The following is a 25,800-nucleotide window of genomic DNA, read 5'->3' as shown; positions in this document are numbered from 1 at the left end:
ACCGGCGCCCCGGTGACCCTGGTCGACGTGCGGCTGGGCACCCACGAGGCCTTCGACCGGATCGTGTTCGAACTCGCCGGGGGTGGGCTGGCCGGCTGGGAGGTCGGCTACACCGACAGCCCTCTGTCGCAGGGGTCGGGACAGCCGGTCGAGGTGCCCGGCGAGGCGACCCTCGGCATCACCCTCACCACCATCGCGCTGCCCGGTGACGCACCGGCTGGGGTGCAGCCGTGGAACGGGCCGGCGCGGCTGCGGGTCCCGGGCACCGGCGTCCTGGACGCCCTGGTCCGCGACACCGTGCTGGACGGGTGGGCCACCTTCTTCGCCGGCCTCGACGAGCGGCGGCCGTTCGCGGTCGGCCTCCTGAGCGACCCGCAGCGGATCGTCGTGGACCTCGTCGCCGAGCAGCGGTCCGGCGTCGTCCCGCTGGGCCAGCGGTGCGAGAGCCCGGCCGGGTTCGCGGTCAGCTACCCCGAGGGCTGGGCGGTGAACGACGGGGACATCGCGCCGCCGTGCACCCGCTTCGCACCCGACCCGTTCACGGTGCCGGCGGGAACGGACGCCCGCGTGGGTGCGGTCACCGCATCGGTCGAGCCGGCGGCCGTGGACCAGGTCGCCGCGCCCGACCCGCAACGGGACCTGCAGCGCAGCGAGACCACCGTCGACGGCCGGCCCGCGGTGCGCGTGGAGCGCGAGAGCCGGGGCCGCGGCCTGTGGCCGGCGGGCACCCGCTGGACCGGCTACGTCGTCGGCCTGCCCGACGGGGAGGACGGGCCGCGCACGCTGGTGGTCGACACCGTGGAGCTCCCGCAGTTCGACTACGCCCGCAACGTCGAGGTGCTGGACCGGATGGTCGAGACGCTGGAGGTCACCGCGGGCGACTGAGGTCGCCGGGGGCCCGAAGGAGTGAGCCGGCGGGCCCGCCCACTCAACCGGGTGACCGATCGGCCGATGTCCCAGGCATGCCCGACCGCCACCGCGTGCCGCTCGTGGACGCGGCCGGCCGACGGTCGGGCGCGCTTCTGGCGCTGCTGTGCGCCGTGCAGGTCGTCGTCGCCCTGTCGCTCGGCGCGACCCACCCGGCCCTCCTGCTCGGCGTCGCCGCGGTGGTGCAGCTCACCCTCGCCGTGCTGCTGCTGCGCCGCTCCCGCCGGGGCCCGGACGAGCGGTCCCTCTGGCTGCGGCTGGCCCTGGGCCACATGCTGGTGGCCGGCGCTGCGCCGGTCGCGGCGGTGCTCGCGACGGCGGGGGCCGGGGCCACCACCGCGGCGCTCCCGCTGGTGCTGGCGCACGTGGCCGCGTTCCCGCTGGTCTACGGCGGCATGGTGCTGTGGAACCGGGACGCCAGCAACGTCGCCGACCCCAGCGACACCCTGCTGGGCGTCGCCGCCGTGCTCGCCGCCGTCGCCGTCACCGACACCGTCCTCGGCCGGGTCAGCAGCGTCCTGAGCACCGAGCCCTGGTGGCAGCTGCAGCCGGTGCTCGTGCTGGTCGCCGCGGGCCTGGTGCTGGTGGGCACGGCGACGACGGTCCCCTTCATCTCCGGCATGCACCGCGACCCCCGGTCCCGGTGGCTGCTGGCGGCGGTGACCGCCGAGCTCGTGGCCGGCAGCGCCGTCGCCACCGGGCACCCCGAGGGGTGGGCGGTGGCCGCGGTCGGCGTCGCCTGCACCGCGGTGGCCGCGTTGATGCGCCCCGCGTCGATCCCCCGGACCCGCACCGACCCGGCGACCACGACCATCGGCGCCTTCGTGGTGCTCAGCGTCTCCACCGTCGTGCTCGTCATCGCCGCCGTGGGGTGGCCGACGCCGGCCGCCGCCTGGGCCGCGGGAGTCGCCGCGGCCGGCGCCGGTGTCCGGCTGCTGCTGAACGTGCGCGACCTGGCCCAGCTCACGGTCAGCCAGCACGAGGCGCTGACCGACGAGCTCACCGGGCTGGCCAACCGCCGGGCCGTGCTCCGGCGCCTGGACGAGCTCGCGGCCGCCGATCGGCCGGTGCTGTTCGCCCTGCTCGACCTGGACAAGTTCAAGGAGGTCAACGACGGCCTCGGGCACTCCGCCGGCGACGACCTGCTGCGGCAGGTCGGCCTCCGGCTGCGCGCGGCGGTGGCCTCGGCGGAGCTCGTCGGCCGGCTGGGCGGGGACGAGTTCGCCGTGGTCACCACGACCGGTGGCCCGGCGACGGCCGACCGCGCGGCGGCGCTCGGACGCCTGCTGCGCGCGACGCTCGCCGCACCGTTCCCGGTCGGGGGCATGGCGGTGCACGTCAACGCGAGCGTGGGCGTCACCTGGTGCTCCCCCGGCGCCGCCGGCAGCCCCCGCACCGCGCGGTCGGCGCTGCTGCGGCAGGCCGACGCCGCGATGTACGACGCCAAGCACACCGGCGACGGCTTCGTCGTCCACGACCGGGACCGGCACGCGGACAGCAGCGGGCACCTCGCCCTCGTCGAGGAGCTGCGCACGGCGCTGAGCCGGGGCGAGCTGGTGCTGCACCACCAGCCGCAGGTCGACGTCACCACCGGCCGCGCGGTGGGCGTGGAGTCACTGCTGCGGTGGCAGCACCCGCAGCGCGGCCTCCTCGGACCGGCCGAGTTCCTGCCGCTGGCCGAGGTGCACGGCCTGATGGGCGCGGTCACCGACGAGGTGCTCCGGCAGGCCGTCGCGCAGGCCGCTGCCTGGCACCGGGCCGGGCGCGAGCTGCGCGTGTCGGTGAACCTGTCGGCGAGCAACCTGCTGGACACCGCGCTGCCCGACCGGGTGGCCGCCCTGCTGCGGGCGCACGACGTCCCACCCGCGGCACTGGTGCTCGAGGTGACCGAGACGGTGCTGATGAGCGACGCCGAGCGCAGCCTCGCGGTGGTGCGGGCGCTCGCCGACCTGGGCGCCACCGTCAGCATCGACGACTTCGGCACCGGCTGGGCGTCGCTGACCTACCTCCGCCAGCTACCGGTCGGAGAGCTCAAGCTGGACCGGACCTTCACCGCCGAGCTGCTCACCGACCCCCGGGTCGCCTCGATCGTCGCCGGCACCGTCGACCTCGCACACCGGCTGGGCCTGCGGGTGGTCGCCGAGGGGGTCGAGGACCTGGCCACGCTGGGCCACCTGCGCGTGCTGCAGTGCGACGAGAGCCAGGGGTACCTGCACTCCCCGGCGCTGCCCGCCGACGAGCTGGAGGAGTGGTTGCGCGTGCGCGGCGCCCTGGTCCGCGCGCACAGCTGACGGGACGGCTGCGCCCGGTGGGGCGCCCGGGGTCGGTCGCGCCCGACACGACGCCCGACGCGCGCAGTTGCGGTGGACGATCGCCCTACCGTCCGTCCATGCGCGAGAACCGCCCTTCCCCGGCCACCTCCTCGACCGCCCGCCTGCACCAGCTCCGGCTGATCGCCGCCGCCCGGGTCAGCGCCTGCGGCCCGGCCACCCACCAGCAGGTCACCGACATCGTGCGGGTGACGGTGGACGAGGAGGTCGACACGACCACCTTCCGGGCGATCGTCGCCGACGTCTCCCCCCAGCGGGACTGAACCCACCCGGCGGGGACTGAGCCCTCCCGGCCGGGGGCTGAGCCCTCCCGGCCGGGGGGGGGGGGGGCGACGGACGAGTCGGCCTGTACGCCGGGTTCTGTCCCCGGGGGCCTCGCGGCACCCCGTTGGGCGGCCATCCATCTGGGCCTGCCGTTGCCGGCAGGCTCGAGCGGTCCACCCGCAGGCTCGGGCGGGCAGCCCTCGATCGCCTGCGCAGGACGGCGGCGGACCGCCGTCCCTTTCGACCTTGCTCCGGGTGGGGTTTACCGAGCCACACCGGTCACCCGGTGTGCGGTGGTCTCTTACACCGCCGTTTCACCCTTACCAGTGCGAGCACTGGCGGTCTGTTCTCTGTGGCACTGTCCCGCGGGTCACCCCGGGTCGCTGTTAACGACCACCCTGCCCTGTGGAGCCCGGACGTTCCTCGGCGGCAGGGTCTCCCCCACCGACGCGACCGCCCAGCCGACTCGTCCGTCGTGCCGGCACCCTACCCGCTGCTCAGCCCCAGTAGAGCCGGAAGCCCACCTGCCGGTCGCCGTCCTCGGTGAGCGTGGACATGTCGACCTGGCGGCGGGCCTGCTCCTCGACCGGGTCGTCCGACAGCGCCTCCAGGTACCGGCGGTGCTCGGTGAGCGAGGCGACGGCGGGCTCGACCCCGGCGGTGACGTCGACGACGTGCGGCGGCGGGTACCCGACCGCGTGCACCGCGACGTACTGCACGCCCGACCACGGGGTCTCGGTGACGTCGGGGAAGATCCACTCGTTGCCGGCGTCGGCGACCGCGTCGAGGACCGAGCGGGTGAGCGCCCGGTGGTCGGCGGAGTTCAGCGCGCCGGGCGTCACCTCCGGCGAGGTCCAGGTGTCCCCGCCGTGCATGGTCACCACCAGGTCCGGCCGGTGCCGGCGGATCGCGGCGGCGAGGTCCCGCCGCAGCCCCAGGTCGGCCACGAGCACGCCGTCGGCGTGGTCGAGGAACTCCACCACCGGGACGCCGACGACCGCCGCGGACCGGCGCTCCTCCTCCTCGCGCAGCGGCCCGGCCTCCGCGGGCGCGAGCCCGGCGATGCCGGCCTCACCCCGGGTGGCCAGCAGGTAGCGGACCTCCTTGCCCGCGGCGGTCCAGACCGCGACGGCCGCGGCGGGGCCGTACTCGATGTCGTCGGGGTGGGCGGCGACGACGAGGGCGCGCTGCCAGTCGTCGGGGAACGGAACGGCCATGGCGCCGAGTGTGCTCCGGCCGGTCCGGTCAGCGGCCGCGGGCCACCCGCAGCGCGGCCTGGACCATCGGCACCTGGAAGGGGATCCGCGCGGCGGCGACCGCCAGCTTCGCCGGGTGCCGACGAGTGGCCCGCAGCGTCTGGGCGTGCGCCGGCAGCACGCCGACGAGCAGCCCGACCGCAGCCCACCCCCCGGCGCGGCGCGTGGCCGGCAGCGCCAGCAGCGCCGCGGTGGCCAGCTCGACCACGCCGCTGCCGATCACCCACGGCCGCGCCGGGCCCAGCTCGGGCGGGATCATCCAGTCGTAGACCTGTGGCCGTACCAGGTGGAACACCCCGGTGCCGGTCATCCCGGCCGCCATCACCAGCGCGCGTGTCTGCTCCCGCATGGGGCGACAGTAGGCTCGCCGGTCGTGTCCGCCGTCGACCTGCTCATCGCCGCCGGGGTCGCCCTCCTCGCCGGTGGCATCAACTCCATCGCCGGCGGCGGGTCGCTGATCCTCTTCCCGGTGCTGGTCGCCCTGGGCCTGGGCACGGTCGCGGCCAACGTGACCAACTCGATCGCCCAGTGGCCCGGCTACATCGGCGGGGTGCTGGGCTTCCGCCGCGAGTACGCCGGGCAGCGGCGCCGGCTGATCGCGTTCGCCGTCGTCGCGGTGCTCGGCGGCACGGTCGGCTCGATCCTGCTGCTGACGCTGCCGTCGGAGGCCTTCGACACGATCGTCCCGGTGCTCGTGCTGCTGGCCAGCCTGCTGCTGGCCGCCCAGCCCCTGGTGACCACCCGGCTCAAGCGGCGGGAGACCGACCGGCGCACCGGTGACCCCGCGTGGCTCTACGTCGCGCTCTTCCTGGCCACCGTCTACGGCGGCTACTTCGGCGGCGCGCTGGGCGTGATCCTGGTCGGGGTGCTGGGGCTCGGCCTGGGCCGGCTGAAGCTCGCCAACGCGATGAAGAGCGCGATCGCCACGGTCACCGCCACGGTCACCGTCGTCGTCTTCGGGCTCTTCGGCCCGGTCTCCTGGGCCTACGTCGCGGTGTGCGCGCCGGCCAGCCTGGTCGGCGGGTTCCTCGGGGCGAAGGTCGCCACCCGCATCCCGACGACCCCGCTGCGGGTGCTCATCGTCGTCTTCGGCGTGGCCGTCTCGATCTACCTGTTCCTCCGCGGCTGACCGCCGTGGCCGCCTGGGCCGTCGTGCCCGCCGGGGTGTTCCTCACCGGCACGTTGGTGGCCGCGGCCGCCGACCACCGCCGGGTGCCACCGGCTGCGGTCGCCGTCCCCGGTGCCCTGCTGGTGGTGGCCGGCGCGCTCCCGGTCCCGGCCGCGGTCGACCGGCTCCGGGAGGTGGCGCCCACCGCAGGGTTCCTGGTGGTGGTGCTGCTGCTGGCCGCGCTCGCCGATCGGGAGGGGCTCTTCCGCTGGGCTGCCGCGGTCACCGCCCGACGGGCCGGGCGCTCGGCCGGCGGCCTGCTCTGGCGGGTCACGCTGCTGGCCACGGCGGTCACCGCCGTGCTCAGCCTGGACGCCACCGTGGTGCTGCTGACCCCGGTCGTCGTGGCCACCGCGGCACGGATGCGGGTACCGGTGGCGCCGCACGGCATGGTCGTGGGGCACCTGGCCAACTCGGCGTCGCTGCTGCTGCCGGTCTCCAACCTGACCAACCTGCTCGCCGTCGCGGCCACCGGGTTGTCGTTCGTGCACTTCACCGGGCTCATGGCCCTCCCCCAGCTGGCGGCCGTCGCGGTCGAGTACGGCCTGCTGCGGTGGCTGTTCCGCCGGGACCTGCGGGCCGTGGCCGGCGCACCGTCACCGGACGGCCCGGCGGTGCCGCGGCTGGCGCTCGCCGTCGTCGGGCTGACCGTGGCCGGGTTCGTCGCGGCGTCGCTGGCGGACCTGCCGCCGGTGCTCCCCGCGGTGGCCGGCGTCCTGGTGCTCGCCGTCCGGCAGCTGGCCACCCGGCGGACCCGCCCGGCGGAGCTCCTGGTGGCGGCCAACCTGCCGTTCGCGCTGTTCGTGCTGGGCCTGGCCGTGATCGTGGCCGCGCTGCAGCGGGCCGGGCTCGGCTCGCTGCTCACCGCGCTGCTGCCCGGCGGGGCGAGCCTGTCGGCGCTGCTGGCCGCGGCGGGGCTCGCGGCACTGCTGGCGAACCTGGTCAACAACCTGCCGGCGACACTGGCCCTGGTGCCGGTCGCGGCCGCCGCCGGCACCCCCACCGTGCTGGCGGTGCTGATCGGGTTGAACGTCGGCCCGAACCTGACCTACGCCGGTTCTCTGGCGAACCTGCTGTGGCGGCGGGTGCTGGGCGAGCACGCGCCGGCGGCCGCCCGGTTCAGCTCGGTCGGGCTGGTGACGGTGCCGCTGACCCTCGCCGCCGCCACGGCCGCACTCTGGCTGGCGCTGCAGATCTGACCCGCGCGCCTGCCGGTCGGGTCACTCGCCGCCGCGGCCGGGCTCGCCGATGGCGACCATCGCCTCCACTGCGCGGCGGGCGCGGGCGGCGACGTCGGGGCCGACGTCGACCGCACCCTCGCCGGTGCGCAGCGTGTGCAGCAGCTTGGCCGGGGTGATCATCTTCATGTAGCGGCAGGCCGCCTGGTCGTTCATCGGCAGGAACTCCGTGCCGCTGTTGACCGCGCGCAGCTGATGCAGGATGCCGAGCTCGGTGGCGACCAGCACCTGCGGGGCGCGGGTGGCGGCCGCGGCGTCGACCATGCCGCCGGTGGAGAGCACCCGGGTGCGGTCGGCGGGCAGGTCACCGTGGCTGACCAGGTCGAGGACGGAGGTGGTGCAGCCGCACTCGGGGTGCACCAGCACCTCCGCGTCGGGGTGGGCAGCGATCTGCGCGCGGACGTCGCTGGGGCTGATGCCGGCGTGCACGTGGCACTCCCCCGCCCAGATGCGGATGTTCTCGCGCCCGGTGACCCGCTTGACGTGCGCGCCGAGGAACTGGTCGGGGCAGAACAGGATCTCGGTGTCGGCCGGGATCGAGCGGACGACGTCGGCGGCGTTGGAGCTGGTGCAGCAGATGTCGGTCTCGGCCTTCACCGCCGCCGTGGTGTTCACGTAGCTGACGACGACGGCGCCCGGGTGCTCGGCCTTCCACTCGCGCAGCTGCGCGGCGGTGATCGAGTCGGCCAGCGAGCAGCCGGCCGCGTGGTCGGGCAGCAGCACGGTCTTCTCCGGCGAGAGGATCTTCGCCGTCTCGGCCATGAAGTGGACGCCGCAGAAGACGATCTCCCGGGCGTCGGTCTCGGCCGCCACCCGGGACAGGTAGAGCGAGTCGCCGGTGAAGTGGGCGACGTCCTGGATCTCGGGCACCTGGTAGTTGTGCGCCAGGACGACGGCGCCGCGCTCGTCGGCCAGCCGGCGCACCTCGGCGGCCCACGCCCCGTACTCGGCCGGGGACATGCTGCGGTCGCCGGTCAGGCCGGTGCGGTCAGGGGTGGTCAGGGTCACGCGGACTCCAGTGTCGTGCGGGCTCTCGCTACCGGGACGTACAACGGAACGGTCGGGCTCCGGCTTCCCGGTTCAGCTCAGGTGGCTGGTGTCGTTGACCAGCCGCACCGTCGTGCGGCCGTCGGAGGCCCAGGTGACCGTCGAGAGCGACGCGGCCTCGAGGAACACCCGGTGCACGATCTCGTCGCCCACGCCCAGCCCGGCGGCCAGCAGCAGCTTGATCGGGGTGACGTGGCTGACCAGCAGCACCGTCTTCCCGGCGTGCCGCTCGAGGATGCGGGCGCGCGCCCGGGCGACCCGCGCGGAGACGTCGGCGATCGACTCCCCGCCGGGCGGGCGGACGTCGGTGGCGCCGGACCAGCGGCGGTAGGCCAGCGGGCTCTTCTGGCGCGCCTCGTCGGCGGTCAGCCCCTCCCAGGCGCCGAAGTCCAGCTCGCGCAGGTCGGTGTCGACCTCCACCGGGACGCCCAGCACCGCGGCGGCGGCCTCGGCGGTCTGCCGGGTGCGCTGCAGCGGTGAGCTGACGATGACGTCGATGCCCCGGCCGGCGAGGTGGCGGGCCGCGGCCTCGGCGTCCGCGCGTCCGAGCTGGGACAACGGCAGGTCGCTGCTGCCGCTGTAACGACGTTCCGGGGTGTGCTCGGTGCGCCCGTGCCGCAGCAGGTGGGTGACCGTCGTGACGGTTGGGGTGGTCGAGGGCGGGTCGAGGACAGCTTCGGCCGGCTGCACGTCGTCCTCGACGACCACCGGCTCCGCGGCCAGGTCGCGGCGCACCGGCTTGCCGTCCATCGCGCTGTTGGCCAGCGCGTCGGCGGCGCCGTTCTGCGCCCGCGGCACCCAGGTGTAGCGGACCGGGCCCAGCTGGCGGGCGATGTCCCGGGCCTGGACGGCAAGCTTCTGCATGTCCGGGTGCTTGATCTTCCAGCGCCCGGACATCTGCTCGACGACCAGCTTGGAGTCCATCCGGACCTCGACGCTCGCCGTCGGGTCGAGGTCGAGGGCGGCCTGCAGCCCGGCGACCAGGCCCCCGTACTCGGCCACGTTGTTGGTGGCACGCCCGACCGACTCGGCGCGCTCGGCGAGCACCCGACCGGTCTCGGCGTCGCGGACGAGGGCGCCGTAGCCGGCCGGCCCCGGGTTGCCCCGCGACCCGCCGTCCGCCTCGATGATCAGCTTGCGCGAGGTCACAGCGTCATCCGTTCGGCTCCGGGCTCGTTCCGCTCCTCGGTCGCTGGCGCTCCCTGCGATGCTCGCTCGCCCGTCGTCGTCCTCACAGGCCGGACTCGGCAGTGCGGACCAGCACCCGGCCGCAGTTCTCGCAGCGGATCACCGTGTGCGGGTCGGCCTTGCGGTACCCGGCGAGCTCGGCACCGTAGAACTCGATCCGGCAGCCCTGGCAGCGGCGGGCCTTGAGCTCGGCCGCACCCGTGCTGCCGGTCTGCCCGGCGACCCGGTCGTAGAGCTTGAGCAGGTCGGCCGGGACGGTGGCGGCGATCTCGGCGCGCTTCGCGGTGTGCTGCTGCTCGCCCTCGGCGATCTGGGCCAGCGCGGCGTCGCGCGCCTCCTCGGCGCGCTCCTGCTCGGTGCGGGCCGCGGCCTCCGCGGCCTGCGCGGCGGCCAGCGCGCTGTCGGCGGCCTCCCGGCGCTCCATCAGCTCGAGCACCTGGTCCTCGAGGTCGCCCTGCCGGCGCTGCAGCGACTCCAGCTCGTGCTGCAGCCCGGTGATCTCCTTGGGCGTCGCGCCCCCGGAGTCGATCCGCTGCTGGTCGCGGTCGGCCCGCTGGCGCACGGTGTCGACGTCGCTCTCCAGCCGCTTCTGCTCGCGGTCCAGGTCGCGGACGCCGGTCTCGGCGCGGACGGCGTCGTCGGACGCGGTCCGCTGGGCCTCCAGCGCGGCCTCGACGGCGGCGAGCTCGGGAAGGGTCCGCCGGCGGTGGGCGAGTTGCGCGAGGGCGACGTCCTCCGCGGCGAGAGCCAGCAGCTTCTGCTGGTCGAAGTGGTCAGCCTGCACGCCATCAACCTACCGGGCTCGTCCGTGCTCGTCGGCCCCCGTGCAGGGTCCCACCGCGAGCCTGCGAGTGGTGGGGGGCACGGGGGCCCTTCGACTACCCGCGCCGTCCCGAGCCCCGGGACGGCGGCGGGTGGGTCAGCGATCGTCTGCCGGGTTCGGCACGTGCCAGGTCCACGGGTCGGTGCGGTGCTCGGAGACCGCGACCTGCACCCGGCCACCGAGGTCACGCGCCAGCAGCTCGCCGGCCACCGACAGCCACGGCCACTCCGAGGCGTAGTGCGCGACGTCGACCAGCGCCGGGCCGGGGGTCTCCAGCGCGTCGGACACCGCGTGGTGCTTCAGGTCGCTGGTCAGGAGGACGTCGGCGCCGGCGGCGGTCGCCGCACCCAGCAGCGACCCGCCGCTGCCGCCGCAGACGGCGACGGTGCGCACCGGACGGTCGGGGTCACCGGCGACCCGGACCCCGCCCGGCGTGGCCGGCAGCACCCGGGCGACCCGCTCGGCGAACTGGCGGAGCGTGATCGGCTCGGCCAGCTCGCCGACCCGGCCGAGACCTGCCCGGGAGGGCGTCGCCGAGTTCTCGAAGAAGGCGTAGCCCGGGTCCTCGTAGGGGTGCCACTCCTGGAGCGCGCGCAGCACGTCCGCCCGGCGGTCCCGCGGTACGACCATCTCCAGGCGGGCCTCGGCGACCCGTTCCAGCCGGCCCTGCGAGCCGATCGCCGGGTGCGCCTCCCCACCGGGGATGAAGGAGCCGGTGCCGGTGGTCTGCCAGACGCAGCGGGTGTAGTCGCCCATCACCCCGGCGCCGGCCGCGGACAGCGCGTCGGCCAGCCGGTCGGCGCCGGCCACCGGGACGAAGGCGACCAGGGTGTCGGTCCGGGGAGCGCCCACCGCCTCCAGCGGGCGGGTGTCGGCCAACCCGAGCGCCGCGGCCAGGGCGTCGCTGACCCCGTGGTCGGCGGCGCGGTCCGCGTTGGTGTGCGCGGCGAACAGCCCGATGCCGGCGCGGATCAGCCGGTGCACCAGCCGGCCCTTGGCGTCGTCGGCCGGGACGCCGTGCACCGGGGTCAGCAGCAGCGGGTGGTGGGTCACCACCAGGTCGGCGCCGGTGGCGATCGCCTCGTCGACCACGGCCGCGGTCGGGTCGACGGCGAACAGCACCGAGCGGACGGTCTCCGCGGGGTCGCCGCACACCAGGCCGACGGCGTCCCAGCTCTCGGCCAGCGCCGGGTCGTAGCGGGACTCGAGGGCCGCCACCACCTCGGCCAGCGGTGCCCCGGGCAGCGGCAGCTGTCGGATCGTCGTCTCGTCGTCACCCACCGGCATGGCCACGGTCTCGGACTGTAGGTCAGCCCGCGCGCGGCGGCCTGTTGTGCGCGACGTATCGAGGGTGTGACGTCCCTCGGAGGTGGTGGTCATCGTGCGGCGTTCGTGCGCCGGGCCCGGTCCGGATGCACCGGGAGCGGTCCGCGCCGCAGGAGGGCCGGGCTCACCGGCGGAGCAGCACGGGGCCGGCGCCGATCGGCGTGCGGAACAGGACGTAGGGGAAGCGGCGCAGGTCGGTACCGCCGCTGTAACGGGACTGGCGGTGCAGCTGGTTGGCGGTGACGTAGAGGTGGCCGTCGGTGGCGACGGACATGGTGTCGGGCCACAGCAGCCGCGGGTCGTGCACGACGGTCTCCATCGTCCCGTCAGGCCGGCGGCGCACGATCGCGTTCTGCTCGCCGGCGGTGGCGTAGAGATTGCCGGCGTCATCGGTCTCCAGGCCGTCGCCGGCGCAGCCCTTGTCGCCCTCGTCGACGACGGTGGCGGCGACCGCCGCGTCGTCCTGCGCGCGGTCGACCAGCGCGTCGGTGGCGACGCTGTACCAGTGCCGCGACGCCAGCGGGCAGTACCAGAGCCGGGCGCCGTCGGCGGAGATGGCGATGCCGTCGGCGCCCATCGCAACCGGCTGGGGCTGGGCGTCGGGCTCGGGCTGCTCCAGGAACGGCCGGCCCTCGACCATGAGGAGCAGCTCCGGGGGCACCTGCGCCTTGGTCGAGGGGTGGTCGCGCAGCCGCCGCCAGACCTCGCCACTGGCCAGGTCGACCACGATGATCGCGTTCTCCCCGGAGTCGGCCGAGTCGGTGATGTAGGCGATGCCGGCCTCGCCGCGACGCAGGTCGAACCGGACGTCGTTGAGGTAGGTGGTCTCCAGCGCGACCTCGCGCGGGAAGACGATGGTCTGCACGACGGTGTCGGTGGCGAGGTCGACGCAGACCAGCTTGGGCCCGCCGACCTGGGTGGGCTGGAACAGCGGTGAGCCGGTGTCGAGCACCCACAGCCGGTCGGCGGGGTCGACGACGATGCTCTGCACGCTGACGAAGGCCCCGCGGTCGTCGTCGCCGGACGGGTCGTTCCACGCCTGGTCGGGGAAGGCCACGACCTGCCCGTCACGGATCTCGGCCACGGTGGCCGGCACGTCGTCGCCCCACTTCGGGAAGTTCACGAACACCCGGCCGGTGTGCGACACGGAGACGCCGGTCGGCATCGGCCCGTCGGTGAACTGGTGCACCACCTCGAGCTCGCCCAGCGTCCGGTCGGTCTGCAGGTCCGCGGTGTTCGCCGTCATGGGACCTGTTGTGCCCCGCCCACCCTCCGCTGCAACGTCAGGTGAGCAGTCGCACCATCGACGTCCCGCCCGAGCGATGTGCGCCCACTGCCCAGAACGGTCGCCATCCGGGCACCCACCGCACAGTGCTCCCGCGCTCCGCACGGGGCTCGGCGACGCGGCTCAGGTGAGCAGCGGGGCGGCGTCCTCGTCGGCGGTGAACGCCGCCCACAGCGCCGCGTAGGCGCCGCCGGCGGCCAGCAGCTCGTCGTGCGTGCCCACCTCGACGATCCGCCCGCCGTCCAGCACCGCCACCCGGTCCGCGCGCGCCGCCGTCGTCAGCCGGTGGGCCACCACCAGCGTCGTCCGCCGGCGCGCGACGGCATCGGCCGCGCGGGTGACCGCCGCCTCGGTGGCCAGGTCCAGCGAGGCGGTGGCCTCGTCGAGCAGCAGGACGTCGGGGTCGACCAGCTCGGCCCGGGCCAGCGCGATCAGCTGCCGCTGCCCGGCCGACAGCGACCGCCCACGCTCCCCCACCCGGGTGCGGTAGCCCTGCGGCAGCGTCGCCACCATCTCGTGCGCGCCGACCGCGCGGGCCGCCGCCTCCACCTCCGCGTCGGTGGCGTCGGGCCTGCCGTACGCGATCGCGTCGCGCACCGTGCCGGAGAACAGGTACGCCTCCTGCGGGACGACGCCCAGCCGCGCGCGGTACTGCAGCAGGTCGAGGTCCCGCAGGTCGTCGCCGTCGACGCACACCGCCCCGGACGTCGGGTCGTAGAACCGCGCGACCAGCTTGACCACCGTCGACTTCCCCGCCCCGGTCTCCCCCACCAGCGCCACCGTCTCCCCCGGCGCCACGGTCAGCGAGACCTCACGGAGCGCAGGGGTCGGGGCCCCGCGGTAGGCGAACGTGACGTCGGCCAGCCGCACCTCCCCGCGCAGCCGGCCCACCGGCCGCGGGTCGGCCGCCGCGGGGGTGGACGTCGGGGTGCGCAGCAGGTCGCGCAGCCGGCGCAGCCCGACCGAGGCCTGCTGGTAGCTGTCGAACACCTGCGACAGCGACTGCACCGGGGAGAAGAAGGTGTTCACGTACAGCACGAAGGCGATGAGCACGCCGGGGGTGATGGAACCCGCCGTCAGCCGCGCCGCGCCCACCGCGAGCACCGCGGCGGCGGCCACCTCGGAGAGGAACTCGACGAACGGGAAGTAGGTGGCGATGTAGCGCTGCGCCCGCAGCCGGACGTCGCGGTACTCCTGTGCCCGCTCCCGGAAGACCGCCGTGGAGTGGCCCTCGCGGGCGAACACCTGGGTGACCCGCAGCCCCGCGACGTCCTCCTGCAGCCGGGCGTTGACGGCGCTGACCCGCTCGCGGGCCTCGGTGTAGGCCGGCACCGACCGGGACCTGAACCACACCGTGGCGACCACCAGCACCGGCAGCGAGGCCACCAGCACCAGCGCCAGCTCGACGTCGAACCAGAACAGCGCGACCAGCACCCCGACCAGCGTGAGCACGCTGATCAGCGCGGTGGTGAGGCCGTTCTGCAGGAACGCCGACAGCGCGTCGACGTCGGTGGTCATCCGGGTCATGATCCGGCCGCCGAGCTCGCGCTCGTAGTAGTCCAGCCCGAGCCGCTGCAGCTGGGCGAAGGTCTTCACCCGCAGCGTGTAGAGCAGCCGCTCGCCGGTGCGGCCGGTCAGCCAGGCCGCGCCCCGGGCGGCGACGACGTCGGCCAGCACGACGGCGAGCGAGATGCCGGCGATGCCCAGCAGCAGCGGCAGCGAGCCGGCGGTGATCCCGTCGTCGACGCCCTCCCGCACCAGCGCCGGGACGGCGAGCTGCGCGCCGGTGTCCAGGGCCACCAGCACGAGCGCACCGGCGAGCACCCAGCGGAACGGGCGCAGCAGCCCACGGAGGGTGAAGTCCGGTTCGGGCGCCCGGGCCCGCCCGGCGGGGACGTCGGGCTCGTCGCTGGTCGGCGGCAGCCGGCGCACCAGCTCCTTGAGCTGGGTGGTCGGCGCCGCGGCGGCCATCGCCGAGCCCCGCCCGCCGATGGAGCTCGCCGCGGCGCGCAGCGGGCCGTCGTCCTCGGCGGCCGGCGCCACGTCGGGCCAGGTCGCCCGGGTGACCCCGCCCACCGGCGCCGGCTCGAGCTCGGGCAGGTCGTCGGCCGACCCGGACAGCAGCGCGCGGAACAGCGGGGAGCGCTCCTCCAGCTCCGCCACCGTGCCGACGTCGGCCACCCGGCCGGCGTCGAGCACCGCGACCCGGTCGGCCAGCGCCAGCGTCGACCGGCGGTGCGCCACCAGCAGCGTCGTCCGGCCCTGCACGGCGGTGCGCAGCGCGGCGTGGATCCGCGCCTCCACCGCCGCGTCGACCGCGGAGGTGGCGTCGTCGAGCACCAGCACCCGCGGGTCGGGCAGCAGCGCCCGGGCCAGCGCGATCCGCTGCCGCTGCCCGCCGGAGAGGGTGAGCCCCTGCTCGCCGACGACGGTGTCGTAGCCGTGCGGCAGCGCCGCGATGAACCCGTCGGCCTGCGCCGCCCGGGCGGCGGCGCGGACCTCGGCGTCGGTGGCGTCCGGCCGGCCGAACGCGATGTTGGCGCGCACCGTGTCGGAGAACAGGAAGCTGTCCTCGAAGACCACGCCCAGCGCCGCCCGCAGTGCGGTGGTGTCCAGCTCGCGGACGTCGACCCCGCCCACGCGCACCGCGCCCGCGTCGACGTCGTAGAAGCGCGGCAGCAGGCTGACCACGCTGGACTTCCCCGACCCCGAGCTGCCCACCAGGGCCAGGGTCTCCCCCGGCTCGATCCGCAGCGACACCCCGGCCAGCACCGGCCGGTCGCGGTCGTGGCCGAAGGTGACCTCGTCCAGCTCGACGGTCAGCGGCCCGCCGGGCAGCGGCGTCGATCCGCTGACCAGCGTCGGGTGGGTGTCGATGACCTCCAGCACCCGCTCCACCCCGGCCCGGGCCTGCTGCCCGATGGTGAGCACCGCGGCCAGCTGCCGCACCGGGGAGACCAGCACCGCCAGGTAGGTGGCGAAGGCCAGGAACGTGCCCAGGCTGATCGAGCCGCGCAGCGCCAGCCAGCCGCCCAGCGCCAGCACCCCGACCTGGCCGAGGGCGGGCACCGCCTGCAGCAGCGGGTTGTAGCGGGCGGTGAAGCGCACCACCCGCATCCGCGCCCCGAACAACGTGCGCGCACCGCCGTCGACCCGGTCGAGCTCGCGGTCCTCCTGGCCGAAGCCCTTCACCACCCGGACGCCGGAGACCGCGGCCTCCACGTCGCCGGCCAGCACCCCGGCCTGCTGCTGCGCGGCCCAGTTGGCCGGGAAGAGGTCACGGCGGGACCGCAGCGCCAGCCACCACAGCGCCGGCCCGACGGCCAGGGCGACCACCGTGAGCAGCGGGGAGAGCCAGGCCATCACGCCGAGGGAGACGACGAACAGCAGCGCGTTGCCGGTCAGGTTGGGCAGGAACGCCAGCAGCCCCTGCACCAGCGTGATGTCGCTGATCGACCGGCTGACCGCCTGCCCGGTCTGCAGCCGGTCCTGGCCGGGGCCGTCGAGCCGGGCCAGCGCGGTGTGCACGTCGCTGCGCAGGTCCATCTGCACGTCCAGCGAGAGCCGGCCGGCGAGGTAGCGGCGGACGAACCCGGCCGCGAAGCGCAGCGCCCCGGCCACCACCAGGGCCACGACGAACGGGGTGACGTCCACGGCACCGCCGTCCTCGGCGCCGGCGACCACCCGGTCGACGACCTCCCGGGTGAGCAGCGGCACCAGCGCGGCGATCACCGAACCGGCCAGCGCCGCGGCGAAGGCGCCGACCAGGTCACGGCGGTGGCGCAGGCAGTAGCCGGTCAGCCGGCGCAGCCAGCCACCGGCGGAGCGCTGCTCGGTGCCGGGAGGACGCGTCACGAGGCGGATCCGGGGCGCGGCACGGCGTCCAGTGTGCGACGCCGTGCCGCAGCGCGCCGCTGGCGGGTGGCAGGGTTGGGTCGTGGCGGACAGGGGCTTGCGGGCGCCGGCGTGGCTCGAGGAGCTCGTGCACACCAACCGCCCTTCCGTCCCGTGGCGCGACGTCGTCCGCTTCGGGCTCGTCGTGCCCGCCCCGCTCGCCGTCGCGCTGGCCCTCGGGGGGACGACGGGGGGCGCGCTGGGCGGAGGGGTCTTCGGCACCATGGGCGCCCTGGCGGCCACGCTCGCCCCGCAGCAGGGGCCGCTGCGCATCCGCCTTCGCCGCGTCGCGGCCGCATCGCTGCTCGGCGGGCTGGGCCTGGTGGTCGGGCACGCACTGACCGGCGGCGGCTGGGCACCGGTGCTGCTGCTCGCCACGGTCTCCGCGCTGGCGGCGCTGATCAGCGCGGTCAGCGCACCGCTGTCGCTCGGTGCGCTGCAGCTGCTCGTCTACACGGCCATCTCCTCCGGTCTGCAGACCCCCCTGCCGCTCGCCGGGGAGGTCGGCTGGTTCCTGGCCGGCGCCGCGCTGGGCACCCTCGCCGTGCTGCTGCAGGCCCGCACCGAGCACGACGACCCCGACCGGGCCGCGGTCGGCGCGGTGTTCACCCGGGTGGCCGAGCTGCTGGAGGCGGTCGGCACCGAGGGGGCCGAGGAGGCCCGGCGGGCGCTGACCCTGGCGCTGAACACCGGCTACGACCGGGTGATCCACGCCCGCAGCCGCGCGGCCGGGCGCAGCGCCGAGCTCGGCGAGCTGGCCGGGGTGCTGAACTCGGCCGCGCCGCTGGTCGAGGCGGCGGTCGCCAGCGCCCGCACCGGCGTCGCCGCCGACTCCCGGGACATCGGCGCCGCCCGCGCCCTGGCCACCGCCGTGACCGAGCGCCGCCCGCTCGCCGGGGAGCGCCCGCCGCCGGTGGAGGACGGGCCCTCGCAGCGACGCGCCGTCCGCCACGGGATCCGGCTGGCGTGGAACGTGGTGGGCGACCCGGAGGAGCGCGCCTCGGCCGCCGTCCCCCGCCCGCAGGTCGACCGCCGGGCCCGCGCCCGCGACCTGGTCGACCGCACGGTGGGCGACGCCGACTCCCGTTCCTTCGTCGTCCGGCTGACGCTGTGCATGACCGTCGCCGAGATCGCCCGCCAGACGCTGCCGGTCGAGCGCCCCTACTGGGTGCTGCTCACCGTGGCGATCGTCCTGAAGCCCGACTACGGGTCGGTGTTCACCCGGGCCGTGCACCGCGGCGCCGGCACGCTGCTCGGCGTCCTGATCGGCTCGCTGCTGCTGATGGTCGTCTCGCGGGACGCCTGGATCCTGCTCCCCCTGGCCGTGTCGGCGGCGGCGCTGCCCTGGGCGCGCAGCGGCAGCTTCGGGCTGTTCTCGGTCTTCCAGACCCCGCTGATCATCCTGCTGCTGGACCTGGCCACCCCGGCCGGCGCCGGTCTGGTCGGCGCCCGGCTGGTCGACACGCTCATCGGCTGCGCGATCGTGCTGGTGTTCGGCTACCTGCTGTGGCCGCAGACCTGGCGGGCGCCGCTGGACGACGCGCTGCGCGCCGCGATCCTCGCGCTGGAACGCTTCGTCGACGCGGCGTTCACCGGCAGCCCGGAGGCCACCCGCCGGGCTCGCCGGGCCAGCTACCGGGCGCTGGCCGAGCTGCAGACGCAGCTGCAGCGGCGGCTGGCCGAGCCACCGCCGGTGAGCACCCGCGCCGCCGCCTGGTACCCGGTCATCGTGCAGCTGGAGCGGACCTCCGACGCGGTCACCGAGGCGGTGATCGAGCTGCGCGCGGGTGAGCCGGTGCCCGAGACCGGCCAGGTCGCCGTGCTGTGCAAGGCGATCCGGGAGCTCGAACAGGACCTCCGCGCGCACCGCCTCCCCGACGACGCGGAGGTGCACGCCGAGGGGGTGCTGGCGCTGGTGGCCCGGGAGGTCGACGCCGCCCGCCGGCTGGTCCGGGAGACCACGCCGGGCCGGTGGGCCGGGGTCCGCGGCGACGACGACTGATCGGGGCACCGCTCAGCGCGGCGCGGGGACCGCCGTCCGGGCCAGCAGCGCCTCGACCGCCGCGGGCGGCAGCGGGCGGTGCAGCAGGAAGCCCTGCGCGTGGTCGCAGCCCTCGGCCCGCAGCCGGTCCAGCTGACCGGGCTCCTCGACGCCCTCGGCGACGACGGTCAGCCCGAAGGTGTGCGCCGCGCGGATCATCAGCGCGACGAGCTCGCTCGCGCCGGGGTCGGTCGAGGCGACGAAGCTGCGGTCGATCTTGAGCGTGTCGACCGGCATGTGCCGCAGCTGGCCGATGGAGGTGTAGCCGGTGCCGAAGTCGTCGATCGCGATCGCGGTGCCCATCGCCCGCAACGCCACCAGGTGCTCGATGGCCACCAGGTCGTCGACCAGCACCGTCTCGGTCACCTCGAGCACCAGCAGGTGCGCGGGCAGCCCGGACGCGGCCAGGGCGTCGGCGACGTCGGTGACCACCTGCCGGTCGGCCAGGTGCCGGCCGGAGACGTTCACCGCCACCGTCGGCTCCGGGTGCCCCGGGGGCAGCGGCACGCTGCCCCGCCAGGCGGCCAGTTGCCGGGTGGCCTCGTGCAGCACCCAGCGGTCCAGGTCGCAGATCAGTCGCGAGCCCTCGGCCGCCGGGACGAAGACGTCCGGGGGCACCATGCCGACTCCCGGGCGGTCCCAGCGCACCAGCGCCTCGAAGCCGGTGAGCTGCCCGGTGCGGGCGTCGACCACCGGCTGGTAGTGCAGCAGCATCTCCCCGGCGGCCAGGCCCGCGGCGACCGCGGCCTCCAGCTCGGCCCGATCGGCGAGCTGCGCGCGCAGCGTCTCGTCGAACACCTCGGCCCGGCCGCGGCCGTGCCGCTTGGCGCGGTAGGCGGCCGCGTCGGCCTCGGCGAAGAGCACGTCGGCGTCGGTGGCGGCGTCCCGGCCGACCGCGACACCGATGCTCGCCCCCACCCGCAGCTGGTGACCGCCGACCGCGATCGGCCGGCTGACCTCCGCGATCAGCCGCTCGGCGAGCTCCAGCAGGTCGCGCTCGGCCGCCACCGGCTCGACCAGGACGACGAACTCGTCCCCGCCCAGGCGGCAGACGACGTCCCCCGAGCGGACCGCGGACTCCAGCCGTCCGGCGACGGCGCGCAGCACCTCGTCGCCGCAGGCGTGCCCGTGCGTGTCGTTGACCGCCTTGAACCCGTCGAGGTCGACGAAGAGCAGCCCGGTCATCGCGCCGGAGCGGCGGGCGCGGAAGAGCGCCGACTCGGTCAGCTGCCTCGCCTGCGCCCGGTTGGGCAGCTCGGTGAGCGGGTCGTGGGCGGCGCGGTGGGCCAGCGCCGACTGCAGCTCCTCCCGCTGGCGCACCGAGCTGACGATCTGGCGGACCGAGGCGTGCACGACCTCGCCCAGCGGACCGGGGAGCGGCTCGGCGAGCAGGGCGTTGTCCAGGTCGCCCCGGGCGACGGCGCGGGCCTGCTCCTGCACGCGCCGGAGGCTGGCCACCGCGGAGGCCAGCGCGGCCGAGACGGTGCGCACCTCCCGGGGACCGGCGACCTCGACCTGCACGAGCGCACCGTCGCTGACGTGGCCGGCCTGCCCGGCGAGCACCCGCAGCGCGCGGGCCACCGCCCGGCCGACGACGAGCACGCTCAGCAGCGACAGCAGGACCACGAGCACGGCGCCCACCAGCGTGCGGTTGCGCCGGTCCACCGCCTGGTCCCGGTCGGCCGCGGCCGAGGCCCGGGCGCTGTCCGCAGCGGTGTGCACCAGCCCGCTCAGCAGCGCGTCGCGCTCGCCGCTCTGCTGCAGCAGCGACAGCATCCGGGAGACGTCGGGAGACGTCGGCCGGCCCCCACCGGGTGCCGGTCCGAGCAGCTGGTCCAGCGTCCTCGACACCTCGACGCCGCGCGCGCCCTCCCAGGCCGTCCGCAGCGACGTCTGGGACAGCTCCTGCATCTGCTCCAGCGCGTCGCTGTAGGCCAGCCAGCCGGTCTCCCAGGCCAGCTGGGAGCCGATCAACGTGCCCGTGCCGCCGAAGACGGCGCCCAGGTAGAGCGGTGTCTGCCGGCTGGCGGCGGTGGCCAGCTGGGCCACCACCTGCACGTCCTGGATGGCGCGCTGGGTCCGGGGTGGCAGCCCCTCGGCGGTGGCCGCCGCGGCCACCGCCCGCTGGGTGTGCACCAGGTCGTTGGAGATGGCGAGGTAGCCCAGGTAGATGCCCTCGACGGAGACGGCGAAGGTGTCGGCCCGATCCCGCAACGTGCTCAGCTGGGCGCGCGCCCGGACGGCCGCGTCGGCCCCGTAGGTGCCGCGGGCGGTCTGCGCGAGCGCCTCGTCGGTGGTCGCCCGTGCGGTCTGCAGCGTCGCCTGCACCATGGCTCGCTGCTGCGCCAGGACGGCGACCGGCAGCCCCAGGTCGGTGGCGGTGGCGGGCCGGTCGATGACCGCGAGCGCCAGGGTCGGCAGGATCTCCTGCTCCACGCTGCTGCGGGCGGTGTCCAGGTGCGCCAGCGCCCCGACCGCCGCCTCCGCACGGGTCGCGCTGGCCGCCTCGGCGATGCTGGACCGGGTCGTCGCCGCGGTCAGCACCGCGACCCCGACCAGCGGTACGGCGACCAGCGCGCTCAGGTGCACCCACAGCGGGACGCCGCGGCCGGCGCCCGGGCGGGGGCGGCGTCGCGTCGTCGTCGGTCTGCGCAGCACGTGAGCCACATCGGCTGTGCCGCAGGTCGCATTGAGCACAGCCACCCCGACGGAGTGACGAACTGGTTCCGGAAGGACCGGTGGGCGCGGCAGGGATCGAACCTGCGACCGCTCGCTTGTAAGGCGAGAGCTCTCCCGCTGAGCTACGCGCCCGTGCGGCCAGGGTAGCGGGAGGTCACCCTCCCGCCCCCGCCACTCGCGAGCTCGCAGCGGGCCCTGCACGCGGGCCGTTCACCGGCCGCCGGGATCAGGAGGCGAGCCGGACGACCGCGTCCTTCCACCCCGACTGGGCCCGCGCGTCACCGGGCTGGTTGACCTCGGTGAAGGCGACCACGCCGTCGGCGTCGACCAGGAACGTGCCGCGCAGCGCCATGCCGGCCCGCTCGTTGAACACCCCGTAGGCCTGCGCGGTCGCCCCGTGCGGCCAGAAGTCCGACAGCAGCGGGAACTGCAGGCGCTCCTTCTCGCGGAACGCCTTGAGGCTGAACACGGGGTCGGTGGAGATCGCCACGACCCGGACGCCGGCCGCGCTGTAGGTGGCGAGGTCGTCGCGCAGCTGGCAGAGCTCGCCGGTGCAGGTGCCGGAGAACGCGAAGGGGTAGAAGACCACCAGCACCGGCGAGCCGCGCAGCCCGTTCAGCGAGACCGGCTGCCTGTCCTGGTCGGGCAGGCTGAACTCGGGCGCGACGTCGCCGACGGAGAGGCTCATGAGCCCGATCGTGCCGCAGCGGCCGACGTGCTGGAACGGCCCCCTCGCAGGGGCCCACCGCGAGCCCGAGAGCGGTGGGGGGCGAGGGGGTCCTTCCTCAGCGGCGGGGCTGGCGGGCCGCCTTGGGCGTGACCAGGCGGATGCCCGACCACTCCTTGGCCGCGGAGATGCTCGAGGTCTGCTGCAGCCCCGCCGTCGGCGCCGCCTCGGTGACGTCGCCGGGCTCGACGTGGCCGGGACGCCCGGACTTCGGCACCAGCAGCCACACCACGCCGTCGTCGGCCAGCGCGGCGATGGAGTCGACGAGGGCGTCGATCAGGTCGCCGTCCTCCTCCCGCCACCACAGCAGGACGACGTCGGCCACCTCGTCGGAGTCCTCGTCGACCATCTCGCTGCCCGAGAGCTCCTCGACGGAGTCGCGCAGTTGGTCGTCGACGTCCTCGTCCCAGCCGAGCTCTTGCACGACCATGCCCGGCTTGATCCCCAGCCGGGCAGCCATGCTGGTGCTGCCCGAGTCGACGCTCATCCCTGCTCGTCCTCCATGTGTCCCAGTAGATCGGTTCCGGCGGTCCTGCGCACGATCACACACCCCGCGCGGTGCCGGTGGACCGACAGTCTGCTGGTTCGGAGGCCCTCAGCGATACCCGACCGGCTCATCGGGTGGCCGGCCCGACGTCCCGACCGCCTCCGGGAGCGCACCGCGGCGGGCCCGCGGAGCCCCCGGATCCCGTTCTGCAGGACGCCACGGGCGGGCCGCGTGACGCGCGCTACCCCGGCAGGGGACGATGTGCCCATGAGCGCACCGCAGCAGTCGGACGGAGACCCCGCCCGCACCACCGGCACCCCTCGCGCGGTCATCACCGACGGGCGGGCCAGCCAACTCCCGGACACCGACCCGGACGAGACCTCCGAGTGGTTGGAGTCCCTCGACGCGGTCGTCGACCACGCCGGTCGCAACCGGGCCCGTTACCTCATGCTCCGGATGCTCGAGCGCAGCCGTGAGCAGCAGGTCGGCGTCCCCGCGCTCCGCAGCACCGACTACATCAACACGATCCCGCCGGAGCAGGAGCCGTGGTTCCCCGGCGACCTGGAGGCCGAGCGGAAGATCCGCCACGCCATCCGCTGGAACGCCGCGATCATGGTGCACCGCGCGCAGCGGCCGGGGATCGGCGTCGGCGGCCACATCTCGTCCTACGCGTCGTCGGCGATGCTCTACGAGGTCGGCTTCAACCACTTCTTCCGCGGCAAGGACCACCCCGGCGGCGGCGACCAGATCTACTTCCAGGGCCACGCCTCCCCCGGCATCTACGCCCGCGCCTACCTCGAGGGCCGGCTGACCGAGCACCAGCTCGACGGGTTCCGCCAGGAGACCAGCCACCCCGGCGGCGGGCTGTCGTCCTACCCGCACCCGCGGCTGATGCCGGACTTCTGGGAGTTCCCCACCGTCTCCATGGGCCTGGGCCCGATGAACGCGATCTACCAGGCGCGGTTCAACCGCTACCTGCACAACCGCGGCATCGCCGACACCAGCGACCAGCACGTGTGGGCCTTCCTCGGCGACGGCGAGACCGACGAGCCGGAGTCGCTCGGCCCGATCGGGCTGGCCGCCCGTGAGGAGCTGGACAACCTCACCTTCGTCATCAACTGCAACCTGCAGCGCCTCGACGGCCCGGTGCGCGGCAACGGCAAGGTCATCCAGGAGCTGGAGTCGTTCTTCCGCGGCGCCGGCTGGAACGTCGTCAAGGTCGTGTGGGGCAGCGGCTGGGACAAGCTGCTGGCCGCCGACCGCGAGGGCGCGCTGGTCAACCTGATGAACCAGACGCCGGACGGCGACTACCAGACCTACAAGGCCGAGGACGGCGCCTACGTCCGCGAGTACTTCTTCGGCCGCGACCCGCGCACCCGCAAGCTGGTCGAGGGCATGACCGACCAGGAGGTCTGGGACCTCGCCCGCGGTGGGCACGACTACCGCAAGGTCTACGCCGCCTACAAGGCCGCCACCGAGCACAAGGGCCAGCCGACGGTCATCCTCGCCAAGACCATCAAGGGCTGGACCCTGGGCAGCCACTTCGAGGGCCGCAACTCCACGCACCAGATGAAGAAGCTCACCGCCGAGGACCTGGTGGGCTTCCGCGACCGGCTGGAGATCCCGATCCCGGACGAGCAGCTGGACAAGACGCTGCCGCCCTACTACAGGCCCGACCCCGACTCCCCCGAGATGCAGTACATGCTCGAGCGGCGCCGGCAGCTCGGTGGGTCGGTGCCGCGGCGCCGGTCGGAGCACAAGCCGCTGAAGACCCCCGAGGACAAGGCCTTCGACGTCCTCAAGCGCGGCTCGGGCAAGCAGGAGGTGGCCACCACCATGGCCTTCGTCCGGCTGCTCAAGGAGCTGATCAAGGACAAGGAGCTCGGCCCGCGCTTCGTGCCGGTCATCCCCGACGAGGCCCGCACCTTCGGGATGGACTCGCTCTTCCCGACGCAGAAGATCTACAACCCCAACGGGCAGAACTACACCTCGGTCGACCGCGAGCTGATGCTGGCCTACAAGGAGTCCGAGCAGGGGCAGATCCTGCACGAGGGGATCAACGAGGCCGGCTCCACGGCGTCGTTCATCGCCGCGGGCACCTCCTACGCCACGCACGGCGAGGCGATGATCCCGATCTACATCTTCTACTCGATGTTCGGGTTCCAGCGCACCGGCGACTCCATCTGGGCGGCCGCCGACCAGATGACCCGTGGCTTCCTGCTCGGCGCCACCGCCGGGCGGACGACGCTCAACGGCGAGGGCCTGCAGCACGAGGACGGGCACTCGCTGCTGCTGGCCGCGACCAACCCCGCCGTCGTCACCTACGACCCCGCCTTCTCCTACGAGGTAGGGCACATCACCAAGGACGCCCTGGCCCGGATGTACGGCACCGACCCGGGCGCCCCGCTGGGTGGGCACCGCGACCCGAACGTCATGTACTACCTGACGATCTACAACGAGCCCTACCAGCAGCCGGCCGAGCCCGAGGACCTGGACGTCACCGGTCTGCTGGCCGGCATGTACCGCTGCTCGGAGGGCACCGGGTCGGGGAAGAAGGCCCAGGTGCTGGCGTCGGGTGTCGCGGTGCCCTGGGCGCTGCGGGCGCAGCAGCTGCTGGCCGACGACTGGGGGGTGTCGGCCGACGTGTGGTCGGTGACCTCCTGGACGGAGCTGCGGCGCGACGCCGTGGAGGCCGACGAGTGGAACCTGCTGCACCCGGCCGAGGAGCCGAGGGTGCCGTTCGTGACCCGGCAGCTGGCCGACGCCCCCGGGCCGGTCGTGGCGGTCTCGGACTGGATGAAGGCGGTGCCCGACCTGATCGCGCCGTTCGTCCCCGGCGGCCTGGCCTCGCTGGGCACCGACGGGTTCGGCCTGTCCGACACCCGCCCGGCGCTGCGCCGGCACTTCCAGGTCGACGCCGAGTCGATCGTCGTCCGCACGCTGGCCTCGCTGGCGCAGCGCGGCGAGATCGAGCGCGACGTCGTCCGGCAGGCCGTCGAGAAGTACCAGATCGGCGATGAGACGAAGGCGCCCGCCGAGGAGCGGACGGACGAGAGCCCGGCCACCTGAGCACTATGTCCACGCCCCCTGGGGGTTCGATCAGGTGACCTGATTCAAAGG

At 75.0% G+C, this 25,800-nt stretch carries 18 protein-coding genes, 1 tRNA gene and 1 other RNA gene; 7 read left to right on the top strand and 13 right to left on the bottom strand.

The features are described 5' to 3' along the window. Positions 1-12: 12 nt before the first annotated feature. The 3 genes from JD78_RS03740 (at position 13) to JD78_RS03730 (ending at position 3,520) form a co-directional block, all read left to right on the top strand. Positions 13-885, top strand: a complete 873-nt coding sequence (locus JD78_RS03740) for an AMIN-like domain-containing (lipo)protein (protein ID WP_166520968.1) — start codon at positions 13-15, stop codon at positions 883-885. Between the two features lie 77 nt (positions 886-962). Next, positions 963-3,218: a putative bifunctional diguanylate cyclase/phosphodiesterase gene (locus tag JD78_RS03735; protein WP_153357293.1), complete on the top strand. Its 2,256-nt coding sequence runs from the start codon at positions 963-965 to the stop codon at positions 3,216-3,218. A 98-nt stretch (positions 3,219-3,316) separates the two neighbouring features. Continuing rightward, positions 3,317-3,520 carry a hypothetical protein gene (locus tag JD78_RS03730; RefSeq protein WP_153357296.1) on the top strand — a complete coding sequence of 68 codons (204 nt, stop codon included), beginning with the start codon at positions 3,317-3,319 and terminating at the stop codon, positions 3,518-3,520. A gap of 70 nt (positions 3,521-3,590) precedes the next feature. On the opposite strand, the gene rnpB is transcribed toward JD78_RS03730, so the two are convergent. From rnpB to JD78_RS03715, 3 genes are all read right to left on the bottom strand, one after another. Beyond that, an RNA gene (gene rnpB, locus JD78_RS03725) (RNase P RNA component class A) lies at positions 3,591-3,990 on the bottom strand. 28 nt (positions 3,991-4,018) lie between these two features. Beyond that, entirely contained in the window at positions 4,019-4,738 is a 720-nt protein-coding gene (locus JD78_RS03720; protein WP_153357299.1) for a PIG-L deacetylase family protein, read from the bottom strand. A gap of 28 nt (positions 4,739-4,766) precedes the next feature. Then, the gene (locus JD78_RS03715) at positions 4,767-5,126 is read right to left on the bottom strand and encodes a DoxX family protein (protein WP_228394943.1); all 360 of its coding nucleotides are present in this window, start codon (positions 5,124-5,126) and stop codon (positions 4,767-4,769) included. Positions 5,127-5,150: 24 nt separating this feature from the next. On the opposite strand from JD78_RS03715, the gene JD78_RS03710 reads away from it, so the two are divergent. Then, positions 5,151-5,906, top strand: coding sequence for a sulfite exporter TauE/SafE family protein (locus tag JD78_RS03710; protein ID WP_153357301.1), 756 nt, complete (start codon positions 5,151-5,153; stop codon positions 5,904-5,906). Positions 5,907-5,911: 5 nt separating this feature from the next. Then, a complete protein-coding gene (locus JD78_RS03705; protein WP_153357304.1) occupies positions 5,912-7,144 on the top strand; it encodes an SLC13 family permease in 1,233 nt (410 codons plus the stop codon). A gap of 21 nt (positions 7,145-7,165) precedes the next feature. On the opposite strand, the gene nadA is transcribed toward JD78_RS03705, so the two are convergent. The 6 genes from nadA to JD78_RS03675 all read right to left on the bottom strand — a co-directional run bounded on the left by nadA (position 7,166) and on the right by JD78_RS03675 (position 16,707). Beyond that, positions 7,166-8,191, bottom strand: coding sequence for a quinolinate synthase NadA (nadA, locus tag JD78_RS03700; protein ID WP_228394944.1), 1,026 nt, complete (start codon positions 8,189-8,191; stop codon positions 7,166-7,168). 72 nt (positions 8,192-8,263) lie between these two features. Beyond that, on the bottom strand, positions 8,264-9,379 hold the full coding sequence (locus JD78_RS03695; RefSeq protein WP_153357307.1) for a bifunctional RNase H/acid phosphatase: 1,116 nt from the start codon (positions 9,377-9,379) through the stop codon (positions 8,264-8,266). Between the two features lie 82 nt (positions 9,380-9,461). Beyond that, on the bottom strand, positions 9,462-10,202 hold the full coding sequence (locus JD78_RS03690) for a zinc ribbon domain-containing protein (RefSeq protein WP_153357310.1): 741 nt from the start codon (positions 10,200-10,202) through the stop codon (positions 9,462-9,464). A 135-nt stretch (positions 10,203-10,337) separates the two neighbouring features. Further along, positions 10,338-11,528 carry a Nif3-like dinuclear metal center hexameric protein gene (locus tag JD78_RS03685; RefSeq protein ID WP_194290401.1) on the bottom strand — a complete coding sequence of 397 codons (1,191 nt, stop codon included), beginning with the start codon at positions 11,526-11,528 and terminating at the stop codon, positions 10,338-10,340. Positions 11,529-11,691: 163 nt separating this feature from the next. Beyond that, entirely contained in the window at positions 11,692-12,813 is a 1,122-nt protein-coding gene (locus JD78_RS03680; protein WP_153357312.1) for an L-dopachrome tautomerase-related protein, read from the bottom strand. Between the two features lie 162 nt (positions 12,814-12,975). After that, positions 12,976-16,707 carry an ABC transporter ATP-binding protein gene (locus tag JD78_RS03675; RefSeq protein WP_228394945.1) on the bottom strand — a complete coding sequence of 1,244 codons (3,732 nt, stop codon included), beginning with the start codon at positions 16,705-16,707 and terminating at the stop codon, positions 12,976-12,978. Between the two features lie 82 nt (positions 16,708-16,789). On the opposite strand from JD78_RS03675, the gene JD78_RS03670 reads away from it, so the two are divergent. Beyond that, positions 16,790-18,748: an FUSC family protein gene (locus JD78_RS03670; RefSeq protein ID WP_153357315.1), complete on the top strand. Its 1,959-nt coding sequence runs from the start codon at positions 16,790-16,792 to the stop codon at positions 18,746-18,748. Positions 18,749-18,760: 12 nt separating this feature from the next. Here JD78_RS03670 and JD78_RS03665 read toward each other — a convergent pair whose 3' ends face one another. The 4 genes from JD78_RS03665 to JD78_RS03650 all read right to left on the bottom strand — a co-directional run bounded on the left by JD78_RS03665 (position 18,761) and on the right by JD78_RS03650 (position 22,680). After that, complete coding sequence (locus tag JD78_RS03665; protein WP_153357317.1) at positions 18,761-21,445, bottom strand: putative bifunctional diguanylate cyclase/phosphodiesterase; 2,685 nt, start codon at positions 21,443-21,445, stop codon at positions 18,761-18,763. 81 nt (positions 21,446-21,526) lie between these two features. After that, a tRNA-Val gene (locus tag JD78_RS03660) sits at positions 21,527-21,598 on the bottom strand. 94 nt (positions 21,599-21,692) lie between these two features. After that, positions 21,693-22,154, bottom strand: coding sequence for a peroxiredoxin (locus JD78_RS03655; RefSeq protein WP_153357320.1), 462 nt, complete (start codon positions 22,152-22,154; stop codon positions 21,693-21,695). A gap of 97 nt (positions 22,155-22,251) precedes the next feature. After that, positions 22,252-22,680, bottom strand: coding sequence for a DUF3052 domain-containing protein (locus tag JD78_RS03650; protein WP_153357323.1), 429 nt, complete (start codon positions 22,678-22,680; stop codon positions 22,252-22,254). 267 nt (positions 22,681-22,947) lie between these two features. On the opposite strand from JD78_RS03650, the gene aceE reads away from it, so the two are divergent. Then, entirely contained in the window at positions 22,948-25,749 is a 2,802-nt protein-coding gene (gene aceE, locus JD78_RS03645) for a pyruvate dehydrogenase (acetyl-transferring), homodimeric type (RefSeq protein WP_153357326.1), read from the top strand. The last annotated feature ends 51 nt before the right edge of the window (positions 25,750-25,800 follow it).

The organism is Modestobacter roseus, from assembly GCF_007994135.1.
In the GTDB taxonomy this organism is placed as follows: Bacteria; Actinomycetota; Actinomycetes; order Mycobacteriales; family Geodermatophilaceae; genus Modestobacter; species Modestobacter roseus.
Note: the sequence above shows the minus strand (reverse complement) of the source record. Positions and strands in the feature narration are given on the sequence as shown.

Excerpts from the sequence above, each read along its gene's own strand:
- JD78_RS03735 (WP_153357293.1), top strand. The coding sequence starts at position 963 with ATGCCCGACCGCCACCGCGTGCCGCTCGTGGACGCGGCCGGCCGACGG.
- JD78_RS03730 (WP_153357296.1), top strand. The coding sequence starts at position 3,317 with ATGCGCGAGAACCGCCCTTCCCCGGCCACCTCCTCGACCGCCCGCCTG.
- JD78_RS03720 (WP_153357299.1), bottom strand. The coding sequence starts at position 4,738 with ATGGCCGTTCCGTTCCCCGACGACTGGCAGCGCGCCCTCGTCGTCGCC.
- JD78_RS03715 (WP_228394943.1), bottom strand. The coding sequence starts at position 5,126 with ATGCGGGAGCAGACACGCGCGCTGGTGATGGCGGCCGGGATGACCGGC.
- JD78_RS03685 (WP_194290401.1), bottom strand. The coding sequence starts at position 11,528 with ATGCCGGTGGGTGACGACGAGACGACGATCCGACAGCTGCCGCTGCCC.
- JD78_RS03680 (WP_153357312.1), bottom strand. The coding sequence starts at position 12,813 with ATGACGGCGAACACCGCGGACCTGCAGACCGACCGGACGCTGGGCGAG.
- JD78_RS03655 (WP_153357320.1), bottom strand. The coding sequence starts at position 22,154 with ATGAGCCTCTCCGTCGGCGACGTCGCGCCCGAGTTCAGCCTGCCCGAC.
- JD78_RS03650 (WP_153357323.1), bottom strand. The coding sequence starts at position 22,680 with ATGAGCGTCGACTCGGGCAGCACCAGCATGGCTGCCCGGCTGGGGATC.
- aceE (WP_153357326.1), top strand. The coding sequence starts at position 22,948 with ATGAGCGCACCGCAGCAGTCGGACGGAGACCCCGCCCGCACCACCGGC.